This is a genomic window from Cellulophaga sp. RHA19, from assembly GCF_002813425.1.
GTDB lineage: Bacteria > Bacteroidota > Bacteroidia > Flavobacteriales > Flavobacteriaceae > Cellulophaga.
This window is the reverse complement of the sequence record NZ_PHUL01000001.1, coordinates 2215269-2235319: the sequence shown is the minus strand read 5'-3', so window position 1 is coordinate 2235319 and position 20051 is coordinate 2215269. Positions and strand designations below refer to the sequence as shown.

Sequence of the window (20051 nt, the reverse complement as noted above, 5' to 3'; positions counted from 1 at the left end):
AAAACTAAAAAGTTAGCTTCTGTAACAGAACCACTTACAAATAATACTTAAAAAAGTACTACAAATAAATAGTTTTAATGTAAAATTTCTTTATTTTTCCCTATATTATATATTTTAAACCATAATTACAACCTATGTTAAAATCAAACTACCAAAAAATATATAGCGGAAACCAATTTGATGTAAAAGCTATTGTAGAAAAATTACATTCAATAAATATAGAAGGCGTTGTAAAAGACGAGTCAGAATCTGGAAGACTAGCTGGTTTTGCTTCTGCTATACCTGGAGAACAAGACTTATATGTACATAATGATGAAGTAGAAAAAGCTTTAGAATTAATAAAAAGTCATTTTAAAAAATAACAACCAGAAATATTACCTAATTACTGCTTAAAAACAATAAAAAGTAGTAGTGTTAGGCAATAAAACTAAAACCTGTAATATCTTACACGTAATATTTAATTACAAGTAAGTATTTATTTACATATGAAAACTTCCCCCCAGTTTAAAGAATTAAGGTTTTCCAAAACTTTAATTCTTACCATTTTAGTTATATGTATTTTTCCTTTTATACTTCAGTTAATTGGAGTTGATTTTGGAAACATAAATATCATATTTAATGCTAACGGAGAAAAAGTCGCCTTAGACCATGCTTCTCAAGATCTAGTTTTAACTCATTTAAGAGGTACTTTTACACATTTAATTTTAGAATGGACAGCAATTTGTATTGCCATTGCAACTGCCGTATTAGCCTTTATACAATACAGAATAACAAACAACCCAACTACTCCTATTATTGGAGGCGCATTGTTATGTGCTGGCTTTATAGATGCCTTTCATGCTTTGGCAGCTATTAAAATAATAAATCCAGCTACTGGTAATGAAAATTTTTTACCATTTACTTGGGCACTATCTAGAATATTTAATAGTGTAATTTTAATTTTGGGTGTTAGTATAATTTTGTTACAAAAGAAAAGGATGCTTCCAAAAAACGGAAGGCGCTTTGTATTTATTGTGACCTTAATTTTTGGTCTAATTGTATTTTTAACTGTATATTTTTCTGCCCTAAGTAAATCTTTACCAACTACAACAATACATGATAGTTTTATTACAAGGCCCTATGATTTAATTCCGCTTGTATTATTCTCATTTTTAGCATTATACTTATTTCCAAAGTTCCATAAAAAAGAAAACAATATATTTTCTAATGCTCTTTTATGGAGTATGATACCTGCTATAGCTACGCAAATGTATATGGCTTTTGGGTCTGAACATTTACATGATTCTAACTTTAACATAGCCCATTCTTTAAAAGCAATATCATATGCTATACCATTTATTGGAATTATGTTAGACTATATATCTACCCATAAAAAAGAACAAATACGACTTACCGCATTAAAAAATGCTCATTATGCTGTTAGTCAAAAAAATAAAGAACTAGAACAGTTTGCCTTTATTGCATCTCATGATTTACAAGAACCTTTACGTACTGTAATGAACTTTACTCAACTATTTAAAGAAGAGTATAGTGACAAGTTAGATAAAAATGGTATTACGTATTTAAACTTTATTAGACAAGCATCTACAAGAATGAGCTTGCTTATTAAAGCTGTTTTTGACTATTCTAGAATTGGAGCCAAAAATGAAATTAGCAAGGTAAAAACTAATAAATTACTTAATGAGGTTATTGCAGAAATGGACCATATTATTAAAGAAACCAATACTGTAATACACTATAAAAAGTTACCAAAAATAGAAGGTCAAAAAACAGAGCTACGTATTCTATTTCAAAATCTGCTATCAAATGCTATTAGATTCCAAAAAGAAGGCGCAACACCCGTAATAGAAATAAAAGCAAAAGACCTTGGAGATTTTTGGGAATTTAGTATAAAAGACAACGGTATTGGTATAGAAAAAAAGCATCAAGATAAAATATTTTCTATGTTTCAACGCTTACATTCTAAAGACGTTTATGAAGGAATAGGAATAGGGCTTACGCATTGCTTAAAAATTGTACTAATGCACCAAGGTAGAATATGGGTAACATCTGAACCAAATAAAGGGAGCGAATTTAAATTTACTATTAAAAAACAAGAATGAACATGCTAAAAAGTATATTGTTAATAGATGATGATGAGGCAACTAATTTTTTGCACAAAATGGTTATTAAAAAGCTTAATTGTACAAATGATGTTATTGTTAAAACTAACGGACAAGAAGCCATAGATTACCTTAAAACAGAAAAAGATGGTGTTTTTCCGCAACCAAGCTTAATTTTATTAGACATTAATATGCCTATTATGAATGGTTGGGAGTTTTTACAAGAGTATAAAAAGCTTGAAGAAAACCAAATGGCAGAAACAGTAATTGTTATGCTAACAACATCTTTAAATCCTGATGATAAAGCTAGAGCTTTAGGTTTTACCCAAATAAACGATTTTAAAAGTAAACCACTTACGCCAGACGGTTTAAGAGATATACTTAAAAGCTTTTTTATGTTTCCTGATGATATATAAACATTACAGCTAATAATTAAGGTATATTTACCCATATGCAAAAGATTACAGATCAAATGGGGAGGCAATTTGAATGCCCAAAAAGACCCTTACGAATTATTTCTCTAGTGCCATCACAAACTGAGCTGTTGGTAGATTTAGGTTTAGAAGAGTACATTGTAGGTGTTACAAAATTTTGTATTCATCCTAAACATCTACGTATGTCTAAAAAAGTAGTTGGTGGTACAAAAAAAATTTCCTTAGCTAAAATTGAAGCTGTAAAACCAGATATTATCTTATGCAACAAAGAAGAAAATACAAAAGAAATTGTTGAGCAGCTAGAAAAAATATACCCCGTACACGTATCAGACATTAATGACTTAGAAGATGCGCTAGATTTAATTACCCAATATGGTGTTATTTTTAATAGCTCTTTAGATGCTACAAAAATTGTTAGCACTATTAGAAACGAAGCAAATTCTTTTAAAAATTTTATAAAAGACAAACCTGCTAAAAAAGTAGCCTATTTAATTTGGAAAGATCCATATATGGCAGCTGGCAAACAAACTTTTATAGATCATATGCTTAGCCTAAACAAGTATAAAAATGTTTTTAAAGGCAGTTTAAGGTACCCTGAAGCTACTTTAGAAACTATTAAAGAACTAAACCCTGATTACATTTTACTATCATCAGAACCTTATCCATTTAAACGAGAACATATAGATGAGATTAAAAAAATAATGCCATCTACAACTGTTGAGCTGGTAGATGGCGAATACTTTTCTTGGTATGGTAGCAGACTACTAGATGCATTTATCTATTTTAAGTCTTTACACTACTAGATTATAAATTTACAGCTGCATTTTTAGCCAACTGAAACTCGGTTACTATTTCTTTAACAATATCTGCCGCTGGCATTATTTTATGAATAATAGCGGCTACTTGTCCTATTTCTAATTCACCGTCTTCCATATCGCCTTCAAACATACCACGTTTGGCGCGTGCTCTACCTAAAAGTGTTTTTAAATCTTCTGGTGTTGCTCCTTTTGCGTAAGCATCTTGTACCTCTACAAAAAACTTATTTTTAAGTAAACGTACTGGCGCAAGTTCTTTTAATGTTAACTGCGTATCTCCTTCTTGTGCAGCTACTACACTCTCTTTAAATAATTGATGAGAAGATGCCTCGTCACTTGCCACAAAACGACTACCAATTTGCACACCATCTGCACCTAAAACCATAACAGCCAACATTGCTTTACCTGTAGCAATACCTCCTGCTGCTATTAATGGTATTTTTAATTGTTCTTTTACAGCTGGTATTAATGCCAAGGTAGTAGTCTCATCTCTACCGTTATGCCCGCCTGCCTCAAAACCTTCTGCAACAATAGCATCTACTCCTGCAGCTTCAGATTTTAATGCAAATTTTAAACTACTAACAACGTGCACTACTATAATTCCGTTTTCTTTTAAATAACCTGTCCACGTTTTAGGATTACCTGCAGATGTAAATACTATTTTTACACCCAAGTCTACAATTATTTTCATAATCTCCTCTACGTTAGGGTACAACATTGGAACATTAACGGCAAAAGGTTTGTTTGTAGCTTTTTGACATTTTAAAATATGCTCTTTTAAGACATCTGGATACATAGACCCAGCACCAATTATTCCTAAACCACCTGCATTAGAAACAGCAGACGCAAGTTTCCAACCACTAGCCCAAATCATTCCGGCTTGTATAATTGGATATTCAATATTAAATAATGATGTTATTCTATTTTGCATATTCTTATTTTATCAAACTTAAAAATTATTATGATATAACTCCAGAACCTATAAGTTCATCTCCTATGTGCCAAGCAACAAATTGTCCTTCTGCCATAGCAGATTGTTCTTCTTCAAAATCTACATACAAACCAGCATCAACCTTATATAAAGTTGCTTTTTGTAAAGCTTGCCTATAGCGTATACGTGCCATAACCTCCATTGTTTCATCAACCTGTAAAGCCATATCTGTACGCACCCAGTGCAATTCTTCATTAGAAACAAAAAGTGTTCTACGGTACAATCCTGGGTGTTTTTTACCCTGACCGGTATATATTACATTCTCATTAACATCTGTCTCTATAACAAACAAAGGTTCTTTGGTACCACCAACAGCCAAACCTTTACGCTGTCCTTTAGTAAAATAATGCGCTCCTTGATGCTCACCTACCACTTTACCGTCTGCTACATTGTAAACTGGTTTTGTAGCATAATAAGACAGTTCTTCTTCTTTGGTGGTAAACTCTGGTATTGCAGTATTGTATTGTTCTAAATTAGAAGAAACCTCTACTATAACTCCTTGTTTTGGTTTTAGTTTTTGTTGAAGAAAATCTGGCAAACGAACTTTACCTATAAAACAAAGACCTTGAGAATCTTTTTTATCTGCTGTAATTAAATCGTTTTCTGCTGCAATTTTACGTACTTCTGGCTTTAGCAGATCTCCAATAGGAAATAATGTTTTAGCTAGTTGCTCTTGTGATAGTTGACATAAAAAGTAAGACTGGTCTTTATTATCATCCTTACCACCTAATAACTGATGAATTTCTTTACCTTCTTCATTTACAAACGATGTTTTTCTGCAGTAATGACCTGTAGCAACATAATCTGCTCCCAGTTGCATTGCAATTTTCATAAACACATCAAACTTAATTTCTCTGTTACAAAGTACGTCTGGGTTTGGTGTTCTTCCTTTTTCATACTCATTAAACATATAGTCTACTATACGTTCTTTGTATTCTGCACTTAAATCTACTGTTTGAAAAGGAATACCTAATTTTTCTGCAACAATTAATGCATCATTACTATCCTCTAACCAAGGACATTCATTAGAAATGGTTACAGAATCATCGTGCCAATTTTTCATAAAAAGCCCAATTACGTCATAACCTTGTTCTTTTAAAAGATAAGCTGTAACGCTAGAATCTACACCTCCTGAAAGTCCTACTACTACTTTTTTCATTTTTTATATTCTGAATTGCAAAAATACAAAAATCTAAAATGCTTTGTATTTCTATTAACACCCATAAATCTTTAATTTTTCATAAAGAAATATACCGTTTATCGATGTTTTAAATCGATTAAAAATCTACTAAAAACTTAGTCGTAAACCAAACAACAAAATGACTCTAATTAACATACAAAAAAGCGGCTTTTACAACTAAACTTTTTTTAAGCTTCTAATAGGTTGCATCTTTGGAGTCCCAAATGTTACTAAGCTTAACCTACTTAGTGCTAAAGCTCCTAGAAATAGGAGCTTTTTTTATTTAAATAAACAACTAAAAAAAAATCCTGCTTCATTTACGAAGCAGGATTTTTTTATATGTAGTTTAAAGAATATTATCTATTCTTTTTTTGCTCTTCTGCTTGCTCCATCATTTCACGCATCTTCTTCTGAAACTTATTTTCTTTCTTAGGTTTCTTTTTATTCTCTTGAATTTTAGCGTGTATTTTATCTTCGTCTATAATAAACTTCTTAATTGCCAACATTATAAATATTGTAATTAAGTTAGATACAAAATAGTACAAACTAAGTCCACTTGCATAACTATTAAAGAATACCAACATCATTAATGGAGATAAATAAAGTATAAACTTCATATTTGGCATTCCTGGCTGCTGTTGCATATTTTGCCCAGATGTCATCATCATATAAAAGAAAATAGCAATAGAAGCTAATATTGGAAATAAACTTACGTGATCTCCATACAACGGAATTTTAAATGGTAATTCTGCTATAATATCATAAGAAGATAAATCGTCTGCCCATAAAAATGGCTTTTGACGTAATGCAAAAGAAGTTGGGAAGAACATAAATAAAGCATAAAAAACTGGTAACTGCACCAATGCTGGCAAACAACCACTCATAGGACTGGCTCCTGCTTTGTTATACAGCTTCATAGTTTCTTGCTGCTTTTTCATTGGATTATCTTTGTACTTTTCTCCTAATTCTGCAATTTCAGGCTTTAAAACCTTCATTTTTGCTTGTGACAAGTAAGATTTGTATGTTACTGGTGACATTAGTAAACGAACTAAAATTGTCATTACAATAATAGCAATACCGTAAGGTAAAAATCCGCTTAAAAACGTATACGCTGGTGTAAACACATATCTGTTTATAAATCCAAATATACCCCATCCGTAAGGTATAGAATCTTCTAAACCAAGCTCTTTATATTTAGACAGCTCTTTTATATCTGTTGGCCCGTAATACAGGTTCATATTATAAGCTAACTCACCTGTTTCTGTTTTTAAAGGTAATATTGATGTATTCTCTTTTGTAAACTTAGTTTCTGGAGTGTCATCTTCAACTAGATTTACAGAACTTAATTTAGCAGTTTCAAAATGTTTATCTGATGCTAAAATAGAACTAAAGAAATGCTGTCTGTATGATAACCATTTGATATCCACTTCTTCATCTTCCTCATCATCACTACTTTCTGATAATTTACTAATATCACCATCATCATGATTATAAGTTAAACGTGTATACCTATTCTCATAAGTTGCACTTTTACTGTGTCTAATTCCTTTTTGTTTCCAAACTAAAGCAATTGGTGCAGCACTATTTAATACACCATTTAAACCTTGAGATCTAATATTAAAATCTAACAGGTATTCATCTGGCTTAATCTCATATCTGTATTCTAAAAAGTCTGTTGCAGAAACTTTTGCCTTCATAGAGAGAACAGTGTTGTTTCCGTTTTTAGATATTGTAGGTTCAAAAAATAAATCTTTAGTATCTAAAACTCTATTATCAGAAGTAGAAAAAGTTAACCCAAAACTAGCGTTGTTATCTTTTACTAAATGTACAGGAAGAGAATCATAAGTTACAAAGTTTTTCATCTTTGCCTCTACTATTTGTCCTCCTTTATTGCTTACTCTTAAATAAAGAACATTGTTTTCTAAAACCGTTGTACCTTCTGTTGCTGGCGTATAACCAAAAGCACCTATTTTGCTTTTATAATTAGCAACTGCAGTAGAATCTGCTAAATTTAATACAGGTTCTTCAGCAACTTTTTCACTCTCTTCTTTACTTTCAGTTGCTGCTGCTTCTGTTTTTTGCTCTTCTTGTTTTTGTGCTTCTAGCTCCTCTGCAGTTGGTTGTGTGGTATTAAACCATAATACAAACAATCCAAAAATTAGTAAAAAACCAATAAGGGTTTTTACATCAAATTTCTTTTCTTCCATTCTAATATGTCAAAGATTTTATAGTAAAAACTAATAAATCTATATTGTTAATAATAAATTACAGTTTGCAAATATATGTCCAAATGTACACTTTATGCCAAAGTGGCACTCTTTTATTGCTTTTTGTGTTCTAATGCAGCTTTAACAAAACCTACAAATAATGGGTGCGGGTTTGCAACTGTACTCTTGTACTCTGGATGATACTGTACACCTATAAACCAAGGATGTACTTCTTTTGGCAATTCTACAATCTCTACCAAACCTGTATCTTTATTAATACCAGATGCCTGTAAACCTGCAGCTGTAATTTGTTCTTTGTACTTGTTATTAAACTCGTATCTATGTCTGTGACGTTCAGATATATCTGCTTTACCACTGTAAACTTCTTTAACTAAGCTATTATCTTCTAAATGGCAAGCCCAAGTACCTAAACGCATAGTACCTCCTTTGTTTACTACGGTTTTTTGTTCTTCCATTAAGTTAATAACAGGATTAGGAGTTTCCTCATCCATTTCTTTAGAGTTAGCATCTGCTAAACCTAAAACGTTTCTAGAAAATTCTATAACTGCCATTTGCATACCTAAACAAATACCTAAAAACGGAATTTTATTTTCTCTTGCGAACTGTACAGCTTCTATTTTACCTTCTATACCTCTTTCTCCAAAACCAGGTGCTACTAAAATACCATCTAAACCTTTTAACTCTTCAGACATATTTTTACCTAAAATATGTTCAGAATGTATAGACTTAACTACTACTTTTACCTCATTTTCTGCACCAGCATGTATGAATGCTTCTAAAATAGATTTATAAGAATCTTGTAACTCTACATACTTACCAATAAGACCAATAGTAACTTGATTTTTTGGATTTTTATGACGCTTTAAAAACTGGTTCCAGGTAGTTAAATCTGGTTTTTCTGTATCTGATAAAGCTAATCGTTCTAAAACAACAGTATCTAAGCCTTCTTCTTGCATTAATAAAGGTACATCGTAAATAGTAGATGCATCTATAGATTGTATAACCGCTTCTCTTTTAACATTACAAAATAAAGCAAGTTTATGTTTTATTTCATCAGAAATTTCGTGCTCTGTTCTACATACAAGAATATCGGCCTTAATACCACTTTCCATTAATGTTTTTACAGAGTGTTGTGTTGGTTTTGTTTTTAACTCCCCAGCAGCAGACAAATATGGTACTAAGGTTAAATGTATAACAATACCATTGTTATCACCTAGCTCCCATAATAATTGTCTAACAGATTCTATATAAGGCAAAGATTCTATATCACCAACAGTACCACCAATTTCTGTAATTACAATATCGTAATCACCACTTTTTCCAAGTATTTGAATACGTTCTTTAATTTCGTTGGTAATATGAGGTACAACCTGTACTGTTTTACCTAAAAACTCTCCTCTACGCTCCTTTTCTATTACACTTTGATAAATTCTACCAGTTGTAACATTGTTTGCCTGTGAAGTTCTAACATTTAAAAAACGCTCGTAATGCCCAAGGTCTAAATCCGTTTCTGCACCATCGTCAGTAACGTAACATTCACCGTGTTCATAAGGGTTTAATGTTCCTGGATCTACATTTATGTATGGATCCAATTTTTGAATAGTAGTTCTATATCCTCTAGCTTGTAATAATTTAGCTAAAGATGCAGCTATAATTCCTTTTCCTAGAGAAGATGTAACCCCTCCGGTTACAAATATGTACTTAGTGTTTGCCATGTAGCGTTAGGTTGTTTTCTTAACGCAAGCAAAAATAGCAAATTGCTATTACAAAAGCGGTCTATTCTTTAGGAAAATCTTTCTGAATTTTTAGAATGATATCTTCTAATCCGTTTATTTTAATTTCTAACATAGATTTTAACAAAACACCTAGTTTACCCTCAGGAAAACCCTTTTGATTAAACCATATTAAATACCGCTCTGGTAAGTGCACTAAATACCAACCTTTGTATTTTCCAAATGGCATTCTGTAATGTGCTAGCTCTATTAGCTTTTTATTATCGTTTTTTAACATATTTAAAAGTCCAAAAGCAACTTTTAGACGTATATTTCTAAGTAAATCAATATATTACAATAAAAAAAGTGAAATCGGCAAGTGAATTACTATAAAAAAACACAATTAACCAGAACAACTATGAAAAATGTAACAATCTTATTTCTATTATTATTAGTCTTAAATTCTTGTAGCAAAGATAGCCAAGAACTCTTTAATTTAATAGAACAAAGTGAAAACTCTAACGAAGACAATTCTAATTTAGACACTGACAATGATGGTGTAACTGATGAAGATGAAAAAAAAGATGGAACTGACCCTGAGAAACCAGATACAGATAACGACGGTGTTAATGATGGAATTGAAAAAACAGACAAAACAAATCCTTTAGTATCAGATACTGATGAGGATGGTGTTAACGATGGCGATGAAAAAAAGGACAATACTAACCCATTAAATTCTGACTCTGATAATGATGGTTTAAATGATGGTGACGAAAAAGAAAATAAAACAAATCCTTTGATAGTAGATACAGACGGTGATGGTGTAATTGATGGCACAGAATTAACCAATAGTACAGACCCTTTAAGTAATTGTTCATTTTTACTAGATAGCCAAACAGTTGATACTAGTGATATTTGGAACAGCTTAGACTGTGATGCAGATGGTTTTAGTAACATTGATGAATTAAACGCAGGAACAAACCCATTAATTAAAGATGAAGTTGATGTAAAATCTCCTCTACTTGGTACTTGGGTATTAGTTAGCGCAACAATAGATAACGGTACTGCAAGTACAGTAGTTAACAATCAAACCTATCCGTTAGAGTATACAGCAAAATCTACTAATGAAACTTCTACCGCTACCTTTACAGAAGATCCAAATAAAATTGTTAGTACTGGTGAATATACTACATTGATTAATTTTTCTTTTTTAGGAACTGATTATACAGAAACCATAACATCTGAGAGCCCACTGAGTTCTGGAGATTGGTCATTTGATGATGATACATTACAACTTGATGCTAATGACACTGTAAACGGAACTTACAAAGTAATTAGCTTAACTAATGAAAACTTAGTTTTACAAACTGAGGTTAATAGAATTGTAACTACTGGTGGTGTAGATTTAGACACTAAAGGAACATTGGTTATTACATTAAGTAAAGAATAGATTAAATAACTATAGCTCATATAAAAAAAGCGACACTTTGTGTCGCTTTTTTTATATGAGCTACTTCAACTGAAGCTCTTTCTTCACTTTTTCTTGCCAAAAGAGTTGTTTTTCTAGGTCTCTAGAATAATTTGTTTCTTTATCGTACAAATCTTGATAGGCCTCTAACTCTTTGTTTACAGAAGTATAAATAGCCCTTGCTTGCTTGTATGTATTAGATGAAGGCACTACTTTACTTAACTTTTCTCTCATTTTACGTGCATAAAGCTCTGCAATATCAAAATGTATTTGCTCATGACTTAATGTAATATCTGTACATATTTTAGGTCTATACCAAGATTTTCTGGGATAAAAAATGGCAATAACTTCATAAGTGAATTTATTGCCGTTTTTTTTATCAAAGTACGTTGTGTATTTGTAGTTTACCCCACTAGCGGTCATTGCTGCTGCTCTGTTACCTACTGGTGCTTTACCCTTAAAATTAGACCAAGATAACTTTACTCCTGGTTTCCATATAATAGTTTCTTGATTTTGAGCTGAAACATTAAAAAATGTAAACACAATTATTAAAAAAACTATTTTTTTAAAGAAAAGCATACCTTTATTTTTTAGGTTCTACTTCTTCAATCTTCATATCATTATATTGCATAACATATACAGCTGTATTTGTAAAGCCTGCATTTTTCTTATTTACGTAATTAAACTTGTTTGAAACATACTCTGTTTCTCCTACAACTTTAGAAACTTCAAATAAGTCGTTTTTATAAGCTAGCTTTAGTAAAACATCATACATAATATCAAAACCTCTTGCAGCGTATTTGTTTGGATTAGTCCCAAATTTAGATTTATAATTTTTATTAAACTCATCATCTTTAATTTCCTTATTAACTGATGGATAAGTAAAGTTTAAATTAGACAAAAGCATATTATCTACTTTATTTCTATCAAAAGCTTTGTTTAGGTTTGTTGTAAACATTCTAATTTTATTCTGCTTTGTATTTAAAGAGTTTACAACAGAAGTAGCATGCTTAGATAAAGCCAAATTACTAGTCTCTACAAAAACAAAGTTATCTGCATTTCTAACCAATAAATACTTTAATTTATTAATATTTATGGTTAAATCTTTAATCAAACTAACTTTTTTAGCTTTTGGAAATCTTGCCGTTATTGCATCAGATTCTGCTTTGTGCTTAGAATCTGCAATAATTATAATGTTTTGATTTGTGTAAATGCTAGATACATAATCTAGTACTTTTGTTCTTAATGCTTCATCTGATGGCAAAGAATAAAAAGTGTTACCAAAACCTATTTCCTGCTCTGTTAAATTTGGAGATATAACAGGAATATGTAATCCTGAAGTTTTTTTAGCAACTTCTTGTATAGACTTAGGATCTAGAGGTCCAATGACTGCATTGTAATCTGATACATTTTCATTTTCTAGAATCTCTTTTACTTTATCAACACTACTGGTAGACTGAGTATCAAATGCACTAACATCTATAGAAACACCTTTCTTCTTCATTGTTTCTAAAGCCATTTGCATACCTGAGTATAGACTTAAACTAATATTAGTATCTGTTCTTTTTTCTATATTTTTTTTAGCTGAAGAAGAATTATTTACATCAATTAAATCTAACCTAAATGGCAATAAAACCATTACTTTTGGTCTAATAGCAACATTTACACTATCTGCCAAATTAATTTTTGGTAGTATTAACGAGTTCTTTACCGTAAAGTTACTACTTCTAGTTTTTGGCAACTTTAAAACCATACCAGACTTAATACCATCTTTTAATGATGGATTAAATGTTGTTAACTCACTGTAAGAAACTCCTAACTCTCTCTCTAAAGCCATTTCTCCTTGACCTTGACGCACTACGTAAAAAATAAAATTCTCTGAGTTTACCGCCTGACTATCTACTGAAGCCTGACCTTTAAGTGTTGGAATTTTTATCTTCATTCCTTCCTGAAGACCCTTTTCCTTAACCAATGGGTTTACTTCTTTTATTTTTTCTTCAGTAACGCCATACGCTTTTTCTAACCTATAAAAAGTCATTTTTGGAGGCACTGTATACGTTACAAAAGCAGGTACTTCTTGCGCTCCTGTTTTAGCAATGCTATCTCTAACTAAAATATTTTTTTCTGGTATTTTTAATTCTTGTCCTACTGCTAAATAGCTAGATGATTTTGGCAATTCTGGATTTAACAACAACAAACTATCTACGGTAATACCGTACTTGTTTGCTATGCTCCAACGTGTTTCTTTTGCTTTTACAACGTAAGATTTTAAAACAACCTCTTTAGCTTCTACCTTTTTAAAGTGAGGAATCTTCAACACCATTCCTTTTTTTACATCTCCAGCATACAAACTAGTATTGTACTTTTTAACTTGTTCTTGAGTAAGTTTAAATTGCTTAGAAATACCATAAAGTGTTTCTCTTTTTTTAACCTTATAATCTGTAAATTTATACGGAGTATCTTCATAAACCTCAGAAACAGTATTAGTTGTTGTAGATACAGAAGTATCTACAACCTCTTTTTTATAAACAGGAATTTTTAAAACAGTTCCTTTTTTTAACTGCTCTGCATACAATTGTTTATTGTATCGTTTTATATCATCTTCTGTAACATTGTACTGTTTTGCAAGGCTATACAAGGTTTCTCGTTTTTTAGCTTTGTGTTCTATAAAACGAATCGGTTCTTCTTGCACTGTCTTTTTTACCTCTACAACTGGTTTATCTCCAGATAAAGAAGCTGTTACAGCTGCCATTTTTTTATCTAACGGAACAATTAATATAGTATTAGGAGTCAGTTTTTGTCCTTTTTTAATCTCTTTATTATAAACTAAAATATCATCAATAGATACGTTATACGTTTTAGATATACTCTCTAAAGATTCTCCTCTTTTTACAGGGTGTGTCTTATACTTTTGTGCATAAGAGTTGGCTGTAACCAAAAGAATAAACAAAAAAGAAAGAACTGTTTTAAAAAATTTACTATTCATAATTATTCCCATTCTATAGTTGCAGGTGGCTTAGAGCTAATATCATAAACTACTCTATTTACACCTTTTACTTTATTTATTATATTATTAGACACTTTTTGTAAAAACTCATATGGCAAATTAACCCAATCTGCGGTCATACCATCTGTACTTTCTACAGCACGCAAAGCTACACATTTTTCATATGTACGCTCATCTCCCATAACTCCTACACTATTTACGGGTAAAAGTATGGCTCCGGCCTGCCAAACCTTGTCATATAAGCCACTTTTTTTAAGTTCTCCAATAAAAACAGCGTCTACCTCTTGTAATATAGCTACTTTTTCTGGAGTAATATCACCTAAAATACGAATTGCAAGTCCTGGTCCTGGAAAAGGATGACGCCCTAAAAGGTCTTTTTCCATTCCCATAGATGCTCCTACTCTCCTTACTTCATCTTTAAACAAAGCTTTTAATGGCTCTACTATTTTAAGTTTCATAAAATCTGGCAAGCCTCCTACATTATGGTGACTTTTAATTGTTGCGCTAGGACCACCAGTTGCAGAAACACTTTCTATAACATCTGGATAAATTGTTCCTTGTGCCAACCAACTAACACCTTGTATTTGGTGTGCCTCATCATCAAAAACCTCTATAAATACACGACCAATAGCCTTTCGCTTTTGTTCTGGGTCACTTAACCCAGCTAAAGCATCCAAAAAGCGTGCCGAAGCATCTACTCCTTTAACATTTAAGCCCATACCTTTGTACTGCTCTAATACATCTGTAAATTCGTTTTTACGTAATAAACCATTGTTTACAAATATACAGTACAGGTTTTCTCCAATAGCTTTGTGCAATAACATTGCTGCTACAGAAGAGTCTACTCCTCCAGACAAACCTAAAACAACCTTATCGTCTCCAATTTTTTGTTGTAGTGCTTCTACTGTTTCTTCAACAAAAGCATTTGGTGTCCAATCTGGATTTACACTTGCTATATCTACTAAAAAGTTTTCTAATAATTGTTTTCCGTCTGTAGAATGGTAAACTTCTGGGTGAAATTGTATTGCATACGTATCTTCACCTTCTATTTTATAAGCTGCATTTTGTACATCATGTGTACTTGCTAGCAAAGTTCCGTTTGTTGGTAATGACTTTATAGTATCACTATGACTCATCCAAACTTGACTACCTACTTCTATATTTTTAAGAAAAGTTTCTTCTTCTTTTACAAAACTTAGGTTTGCTCTACCGTACTCTCTTGTATTAGAAGGGGCTACTTCGCCACCAGAAAAGTGTGCCAAATACTGTGCGCCATAGCATACAGCTAGCATTGGTTTTTCTCCTCTAATACCTTTTAAGTCTGGATGAAAAGCATCATCTGAACGTACAGACATTGGACTACCAGATAAGATAACCGCCTTGTACTCTTTTAAGTTTGTTGGAATTTTGTTGAATGGGTGAATCTCGGAATAGATGTTAAGCTCTCTAACTCTACGCGCAATAAGTTGTGTGTACTGCGATCCGAAGTCTAATATTAATACCTTGTCATGTTGCATGCGCAAAAGTAATATTTAATTATAAAAAAGTTAAACGAAACTATTGAAAATTTAAACCATAGTTTCTAATATCATTTCTATGTCTTTTTCTGTAGTATCAGGGTTTATAAAACAGAATCTAGAAACAGTCTCAAAAGTATCTCCTAATTTGTATTTTGTTGGTGTTACCAAAGCAAATCCTTTTTTATGATTCTCATAAGTCCAATGCGTATAATCCTCTGGTTTCCATCCTTTTCTTCTGTACAAGACACAAGATAAACTTGGTTCTCTAACCAATTCTAAATCTGGGTGTTCTTCTATCATTTTACCTGCTATTTGGGCAAGTTCTAATCCGCGTTCTACAGCTTCTTTATACCTATCTGTACCGTGCATTGCTAATGAAAACCATAAAGGAAGCCCTCTTACTCTACGTGTTAACTGTATTTGATAATCTGTTGGATTAAATCCGTGAGCACCTTCATCTTTAAAAATATCTAGGTAGGATCCTTGTTGTGAGTGCGCATTTTTAGCTAACTGCATATTTTTATAAAGTACAGCTCCACAATCATACGGAGAAAACATCCATTTGTGCGGATCTATAGTTATACTATCTGCTTGCTCTATACCATTAAACAAGTGCCTAACAGAATCTGCAACCAAAGCTCCACCACCGTAAGCAGCATCTACGTGAAACCATAAATTTTCTTGCTTACAAACTGTTGCTATACCACTTAGATCATCTATAATACCAGCATTTGTTGTACCACCAGTTGCGACTACTGCAAAAAGCCTGTTACGCTCTTCTGTAGATAAATTTGCAATTGTTTCTTCTAATTCTGATTGATGTAAACTTTCTTCTGAATCTACTAAAAGTATATCTACATCTATAACTTTGGCCATTGCCTTTACAGATGAGTGCGCGCCAATTGATGCTATTATTAAACCTTTTTTGCCTCTGTTTTCTTCTTTTTCTCTAAAATGTTCTCTTGCTGTAACTAATGCAGATAAATTTGCTGCCGTACCACCACTTGTAAAAACACCAAAAGCACCTTCTGGCAGACCAGTTAAAGAAACAATCCATTTCATTGCTTCATTTTCACAAAAAATACCACCTGCGCCTTCCATCCAATAAGCTCCGTGTATACTAGATGCAGAAGTAACCAAATCAAACATTATAGATGCTCTTGTTGGTGATGCAGGTACAAATGCTAAATGTCTAGGATGGTCTATTTGTACATTTGCATTTGCCAAATGTTTTTTCCATAAATTAAATGCATTTTCGCCACCAATTCCTGTACTAGTAATGGTTTCGCCAACCATTTTTTTTAACTCATCAGCATTAACTGGTTTTCCTATTTCCCTTTCGGTTGCAGATATTCTGTCAATGGCATATTTCATTACATCCATTGTCATTTCTACTAAACCTAAATCTATCTTATGCATTTATTTTATAATTCTAATATTAAAAAGTTACCATCTAATGGCTTTAATTGTGCTACTAGTTGTGTTATTAAATTAGGCCCAAATTCCAAATAGGGCTCAGAGAAATTATGACTTCTTTCTTGTAAGGATTTATTTGGAAATAATTGGTTTTGAATATCTGTTAAGCGAATAACGTGGTCTTTTAACTTTCGCTTTTGTGCTTGCATTAATCTGTCTTCTAATGCTTGTAATCCTTTTTTTTGTTTTATTTCTTGAGCTTTTACTGCCCCTAAAAAAGTTTTATCTGTTTGTTCTGCTAATGTATACAAATTTTTAAATTGCTCCTCTAAATGCTTTTTTTGAGGAGCAAAATCTATATCTACATTAGATATTTCTCTTATTTTTTTATTGACTAAACTATTTTGCTTTAAAAATAAGTCTTCAATACTTACATTTAATTTTTCTAGTTTTTCTGATTGCTTCTTTGTTATTAATAAAGCAGAATTACGAAGCAATAACATAGGAAATGTAACATTCTGACTCTCAAAATATGTTTTCAACTCTAACCAATAAGCTAATTCTCCGCCGCCACCTATGTAACAAAGGTTTGGCAATATAATTTCTTGAAACAATGGCCTACCAACAACATTAGGAGAAAAACGTTCAGGAAACTCATTTAGCTCTTTTAAAATAGCCTCTTCAGTAAATGTTGTTTCTGTATTATTAATAAGATACAAATCATCTTTTTTAATAATTCTTTCTCTTACACCATCAACCAAATAAAAATAATTAATTTCTCGTGGATTTACTTGTATTTTGTAACTCTCAGAAACTGCACTAAGCTTTGTAATTGTTTCTTCAACTTTAGAAAATCCTGTATGGTTTAATAGATCTTCTTTAACATACGGAATTTGTAATTTCTTCAATTCCTTATCATCTCCATCTACAATAACCAAACCGTAGCTACTAAAAAGCTCATTAGCTAAATATCTTGTAGCCTCTGTTAAGTTAGAGTGCTCTAAATAGGCTTTGGTGAATAAAGATTTTAATTCTTCTGCTGTTTTACCTCCTCCAATATCACTAGAAAAAGCATTAAAAACTTGGTCTAAACCATCTGTTTTTAACCTCCCTACTCCGCCAGATGCATTTTTATTCCATTGTAACTTTTTCCCTTTAAAATTAAAATAGTTAATCTCATCAAAATCATGATCCTCGGTAGCCATCCAATAAATAGGAACAAAATTTTTCTCTGGATACGTCCTTTTTAACTCTTCGGTTAAATTAATGGTAGATATAATTTTATATAAAAAATATAAAGGCCCAGTAAATAAATTTAGCTGATGACCAGTTACTACGGTAAACGTATTTTGCTCTTGTAATAAAGATATATTTGTTTTAGTTTTTTCTGATGCATTAATGTTTGCATACTGGTTTACTAAAGCATTGGCTAGTACTAGCCTGTTATCTATTGGAAAGTTTTTGGCCTTTTCTTCAATCTGAAGTTTAAAATTTTCTAGATTAGGAAATCTATTATAAAAAGGTTGTAACTCTTTCTTCTCTTCTAAATAATCGCACATTAAACTAGAGAAGTAACCTGTTTTGTGGTACGGAATATTGCTAACTTTCATAAATACGATTATATAACGGCAAAGATAAAACTCTTTACCAATCTATTCTAAATAAAAACTGTGTTTAAAAAACGATAAAACTAAGCATTCATTTGTAAGTTTCTTATTGTTTTTAGACTTAGATTATTATAAATCATTGCTAAAAAAACCTTAATATATGTTAAAAAAACGTATCTTTAAAAGGCTGTGATTCTCAGTAATTAATAAACTAAAAACCATTTTTCTATGATACTCTTACAAACTAAACCCGTAAAATTGTCGGTCTTACACCATTTTCTTTTCAGTTTTATGCTGTTTTTTTTAGGGGTGATGAATGTTAGTGCCCAAGATTTTAATTTGTTTAAAGGAGAAATATTAGATAGTGACTCTAAAAAACCACTTGTTTTTGCAACTTTATCTGTTGCAAACTCTAACATAAGTAGTATTAGTAACGCAGAAGGTAAGTTTTCATTAAAAATACCAAAAGAGAATTCTACAAAGCAATTGGTTATCTCATTTTTAGGCTATAAAACTAAAACCATAGCTATTAAAGATTTAAAAACATCTGGAAACAATAAAATATATTTAGACATTACAGTGACTGCTTTAACTGAAATAAATATATCTGCACCAAAAGATCCTAGAACTTTAGTTTTGGAAACACTTAAAAAAAGAGGTGAAAATTATTTTGAAGACCCTACTTTAATGACAGCCTTTTATAGAGAAAGCATAAAAAAAAGAAGAAAAAACATATCACTGTCTGAAGCTGTAGTTAATATTTACAAAGCTCCTTATTCTAATTCTCGTAAAGATGCGGTTGAGCTTTATAAAACAAGAAAGAGCACCAATTACTCTAAAATGGATACGCTTGCTTTAAAATTACAAGGCGGACCTTTTAATGCATTGTATGTAGATGTAATGAAGTATCCGCAATATATATTTGGTCTAGATGCATTAAAATATTACGAGTTTGCTTTTGACCACTCTACGCGCATTAATAACCGACTAGTATATGTTATTAGTTTTAAACAAAACGATAAAACTAGTGACCCACTTTATAAAGGAAAACTTTACATAGATGCAGAAAAAAAGATACTTACCAGTGCTATTTACTCTTTAAACATTACAGATAAACAAAAAGCTGCTAAATTATTTGTACGTAAAAAACCAAACAAAGCTAAAGTTTGGCCAACAGATGTTGCTTACCGTGTAGACTACAGAGAAAAAAACAACAAATGGTACTACGGCTACAGTAGCGCTATTTTAGAATTTAAAATTGATTGGGATAGTCGTTTATTTAACTCTGTTTATAGTATGAGCTGTGAAATGGCAGTTACAGATTGGAAAAAAAATACAAGTAATGTTTTACCTAAAGGAAAAGACAAAGTTAAAATGTCTATAATTTTAGGTGATGAAGCTGTAGGTTTTTCAGATCCTAACTTTTGGGGAGAATACAACATTATAGAACCAGAAAAATCTATTGAGTCTGCTATAAAAAAAATTAATAGACAGTTAAAAAGATCAAAAGGTAATGGTTCTGATGTAAAACCATAAAAGAGTATATTAGTAGTAGAAATACAATTTATTAC

At 31.5% G+C, this 20051-nt stretch carries 16 protein-coding genes; 6 read left to right on the top strand and 10 right to left on the bottom strand.

Annotation, left to right across the window (positions count from 1 at the left end; translation table 11 throughout):
• The first annotated feature begins 134 nt into the window (after positions 1–134).
• The 4 genes from AX016_RS09830 to AX016_RS09815 all read left to right on the top strand — a co-directional run bounded on the left by AX016_RS09830 (position 135) and on the right by AX016_RS09815 (position 3339).
• Positions 135–362: a putative signal transducing protein gene (locus tag AX016_RS09830; protein ID WP_100895439.1), complete on the top strand. Its 228-nt coding sequence runs from the start codon at positions 135–137 to the stop codon at positions 360–362.
• A gap of 123 nt (positions 363–485) precedes the next feature.
• A complete protein-coding gene (locus AX016_RS09825; RefSeq protein ID WP_100895438.1) occupies positions 486–2102 on the top strand; it encodes a sensor histidine kinase in 1617 nt (538 codons plus the stop codon).
• The gene (locus AX016_RS09820; RefSeq protein WP_100895437.1) at positions 2099–2518 is read left to right on the top strand and encodes a response regulator; all 420 of its coding nucleotides are present in this window, start codon (positions 2099–2101) and stop codon (positions 2516–2518) included. The genes AX016_RS09825 and AX016_RS09820 overlap by 4 nt, the downstream gene beginning before the upstream one ends.
• A gap of 35 nt (positions 2519–2553) precedes the next feature.
• Positions 2554–3339, top strand: a complete 786-nt coding sequence (locus AX016_RS09815) for an ABC transporter substrate-binding protein (protein WP_100895436.1) — start codon at positions 2554–2556, stop codon at positions 3337–3339.
• A 1-nt stretch (position 3340) separates the two neighbouring features.
• Here AX016_RS09815 and AX016_RS09810 read toward each other — a convergent pair whose 3' ends face one another.
• The 5 genes from AX016_RS09810 to AX016_RS09790 form a co-directional block, all read right to left on the bottom strand.
• On the bottom strand, positions 3341–4282 hold the full coding sequence (locus tag AX016_RS09810) for an NAD(P)H-dependent flavin oxidoreductase (protein WP_100895435.1): 942 nt from the start codon (positions 4280–4282) through the stop codon (positions 3341–3343).
• Positions 4283–4310: 28 nt separating this feature from the next.
• The gene (mnmA, locus tag AX016_RS09805) at positions 4311–5501 is read right to left on the bottom strand and encodes a tRNA 2-thiouridine(34) synthase MnmA (protein ID WP_100895434.1); all 1191 of its coding nucleotides are present in this window, start codon (positions 5499–5501) and stop codon (positions 4311–4313) included.
• A gap of 377 nt (positions 5502–5878) precedes the next feature.
• On the bottom strand, positions 5879–7729 hold the full coding sequence (gene yidC, locus AX016_RS09800) for a membrane protein insertase YidC (RefSeq protein ID WP_100895433.1): 1851 nt from the start codon (positions 7727–7729) through the stop codon (positions 5879–5881).
• A gap of 113 nt (positions 7730–7842) precedes the next feature.
• A complete protein-coding gene (locus AX016_RS09795) occupies positions 7843–9465 on the bottom strand; it encodes a CTP synthase (protein WP_100895432.1) in 1623 nt (540 codons plus the stop codon).
• Positions 9466–9526: 61 nt separating this feature from the next.
• Positions 9527–9760 (bottom strand): DUF3820 family protein, encoded by a 234-nt coding sequence (locus AX016_RS09790; RefSeq protein ID WP_100895431.1) that lies wholly within the window; start codon positions 9758–9760, stop codon positions 9527–9529.
• A 120-nt stretch (positions 9761–9880) separates the two neighbouring features.
• Here AX016_RS09790 and AX016_RS09785 point away from each other — a divergent pair, with 120 nt between their 5' ends.
• Positions 9881–10912 (top strand): hypothetical protein, encoded by a 1032-nt coding sequence (locus AX016_RS09785; protein ID WP_100895430.1) that lies wholly within the window; start codon positions 9881–9883, stop codon positions 10910–10912.
• A 60-nt stretch (positions 10913–10972) separates the two neighbouring features.
• Here AX016_RS09785 and AX016_RS09780 read toward each other — a convergent pair whose 3' ends face one another.
• The 5 genes from AX016_RS09780 to bshC are packed head-to-tail and all read right to left on the bottom strand — an operon-like array spanning position 10973 to position 18483.
• Entirely contained in the window at positions 10973–11509 is a 537-nt protein-coding gene (locus AX016_RS09780; RefSeq protein ID WP_100895429.1) for a DUF922 domain-containing protein, read from the bottom strand.
• A gap of 4 nt (positions 11510–11513) precedes the next feature.
• Positions 11514–13916: a LysM peptidoglycan-binding domain-containing protein gene (locus tag AX016_RS09775; RefSeq protein WP_198519423.1), complete on the bottom strand. Its 2403-nt coding sequence runs from the start codon at positions 13914–13916 to the stop codon at positions 11514–11516.
• A 2-nt stretch (positions 13917–13918) separates the two neighbouring features.
• A complete protein-coding gene (guaA, locus tag AX016_RS09770) occupies positions 13919–15454 on the bottom strand; it encodes a glutamine-hydrolyzing GMP synthase (protein ID WP_100895427.1) in 1536 nt (511 codons plus the stop codon).
• Between the two features lie 51 nt (positions 15455–15505).
• On the bottom strand, positions 15506–16876 hold the full coding sequence (locus AX016_RS09765) for a pyridoxal phosphate-dependent decarboxylase family protein (RefSeq protein ID WP_100895426.1): 1371 nt from the start codon (positions 16874–16876) through the stop codon (positions 15506–15508).
• A 5-nt stretch (positions 16877–16881) separates the two neighbouring features.
• On the bottom strand, positions 16882–18483 hold the full coding sequence (gene bshC, locus AX016_RS09760) for a bacillithiol biosynthesis cysteine-adding enzyme BshC (RefSeq protein WP_100895425.1): 1602 nt from the start codon (positions 18481–18483) through the stop codon (positions 16882–16884).
• A gap of 225 nt (positions 18484–18708) precedes the next feature.
• Here bshC and AX016_RS09755 point away from each other — a divergent pair, with 225 nt between their 5' ends.
• A complete protein-coding gene (locus AX016_RS09755) occupies positions 18709–20016 on the top strand; it encodes a carboxypeptidase-like regulatory domain-containing protein (protein WP_100895424.1) in 1308 nt (435 codons plus the stop codon).
• Positions 20017–20051: the final 35 nt, after the last annotated feature.

Excerpts from the sequence above, each read along its gene's own strand:
- AX016_RS09830 (WP_100895439.1), top strand. The coding sequence starts at position 135 with ATGTTAAAATCAAACTACCAAAAAATATATAGCGGAAACCAATTTGAT.
- AX016_RS09810 (WP_100895435.1), bottom strand. The coding sequence starts at position 4,282 with ATGCAAAATAGAATAACATCATTATTTAATATTGAATATCCAATTATA.
- AX016_RS09755 (WP_100895424.1), top strand. The coding sequence starts at position 18,709 with ATGATACTCTTACAAACTAAACCCGTAAAATTGTCGGTCTTACACCAT.
- AX016_RS09785 (WP_100895430.1), top strand. The coding sequence starts at position 9,881 with ATGAAAAATGTAACAATCTTATTTCTATTATTATTAGTCTTAAATTCT.
- yidC (WP_100895433.1), bottom strand. The coding sequence starts at position 7,729 with ATGGAAGAAAAGAAATTTGATGTAAAAACCCTTATTGGTTTTTTACTA.
- AX016_RS09815 (WP_100895436.1), top strand. The coding sequence starts at position 2,554 with ATGCAAAAGATTACAGATCAAATGGGGAGGCAATTTGAATGCCCAAAA.
- AX016_RS09775 (WP_198519423.1), bottom strand. The coding sequence starts at position 13,916 with ATGAATAGTAAATTTTTTAAAACAGTTCTTTCTTTTTTGTTTATTCTT.
- AX016_RS09795 (WP_100895432.1), bottom strand. The coding sequence starts at position 9,465 with ATGGCAAACACTAAGTACATATTTGTAACCGGAGGGGTTACATCTTCT.
- AX016_RS09825 (WP_100895438.1), top strand. The coding sequence starts at position 486 with ATGAAAACTTCCCCCCAGTTTAAAGAATTAAGGTTTTCCAAAACTTTA.
- AX016_RS09820 (WP_100895437.1), top strand. The coding sequence starts at position 2,099 with ATGAACATGCTAAAAAGTATATTGTTAATAGATGATGATGAGGCAACT.
- AX016_RS09790 (WP_100895431.1), bottom strand. The coding sequence starts at position 9,760 with ATGTTAAAAAACGATAATAAAAAGCTAATAGAGCTAGCACATTACAGA.
- AX016_RS09780 (WP_100895429.1), bottom strand. The coding sequence starts at position 11,509 with ATGCTTTTCTTTAAAAAAATAGTTTTTTTAATAATTGTGTTTACATTT.
- guaA (WP_100895427.1), bottom strand. The coding sequence starts at position 15,454 with ATGCAACATGACAAGGTATTAATATTAGACTTCGGATCGCAGTACACA.
- bshC (WP_100895425.1), bottom strand. The coding sequence starts at position 18,483 with ATGAAAGTTAGCAATATTCCGTACCACAAAACAGGTTACTTCTCTAGT.
- mnmA (WP_100895434.1), bottom strand. The coding sequence starts at position 5,501 with ATGAAAAAAGTAGTAGTAGGACTTTCAGGAGGTGTAGATTCTAGCGTT.
- AX016_RS09765 (WP_100895426.1), bottom strand. The coding sequence starts at position 16,876 with ATGCATAAGATAGATTTAGGTTTAGTAGAAATGACAATGGATGTAATG.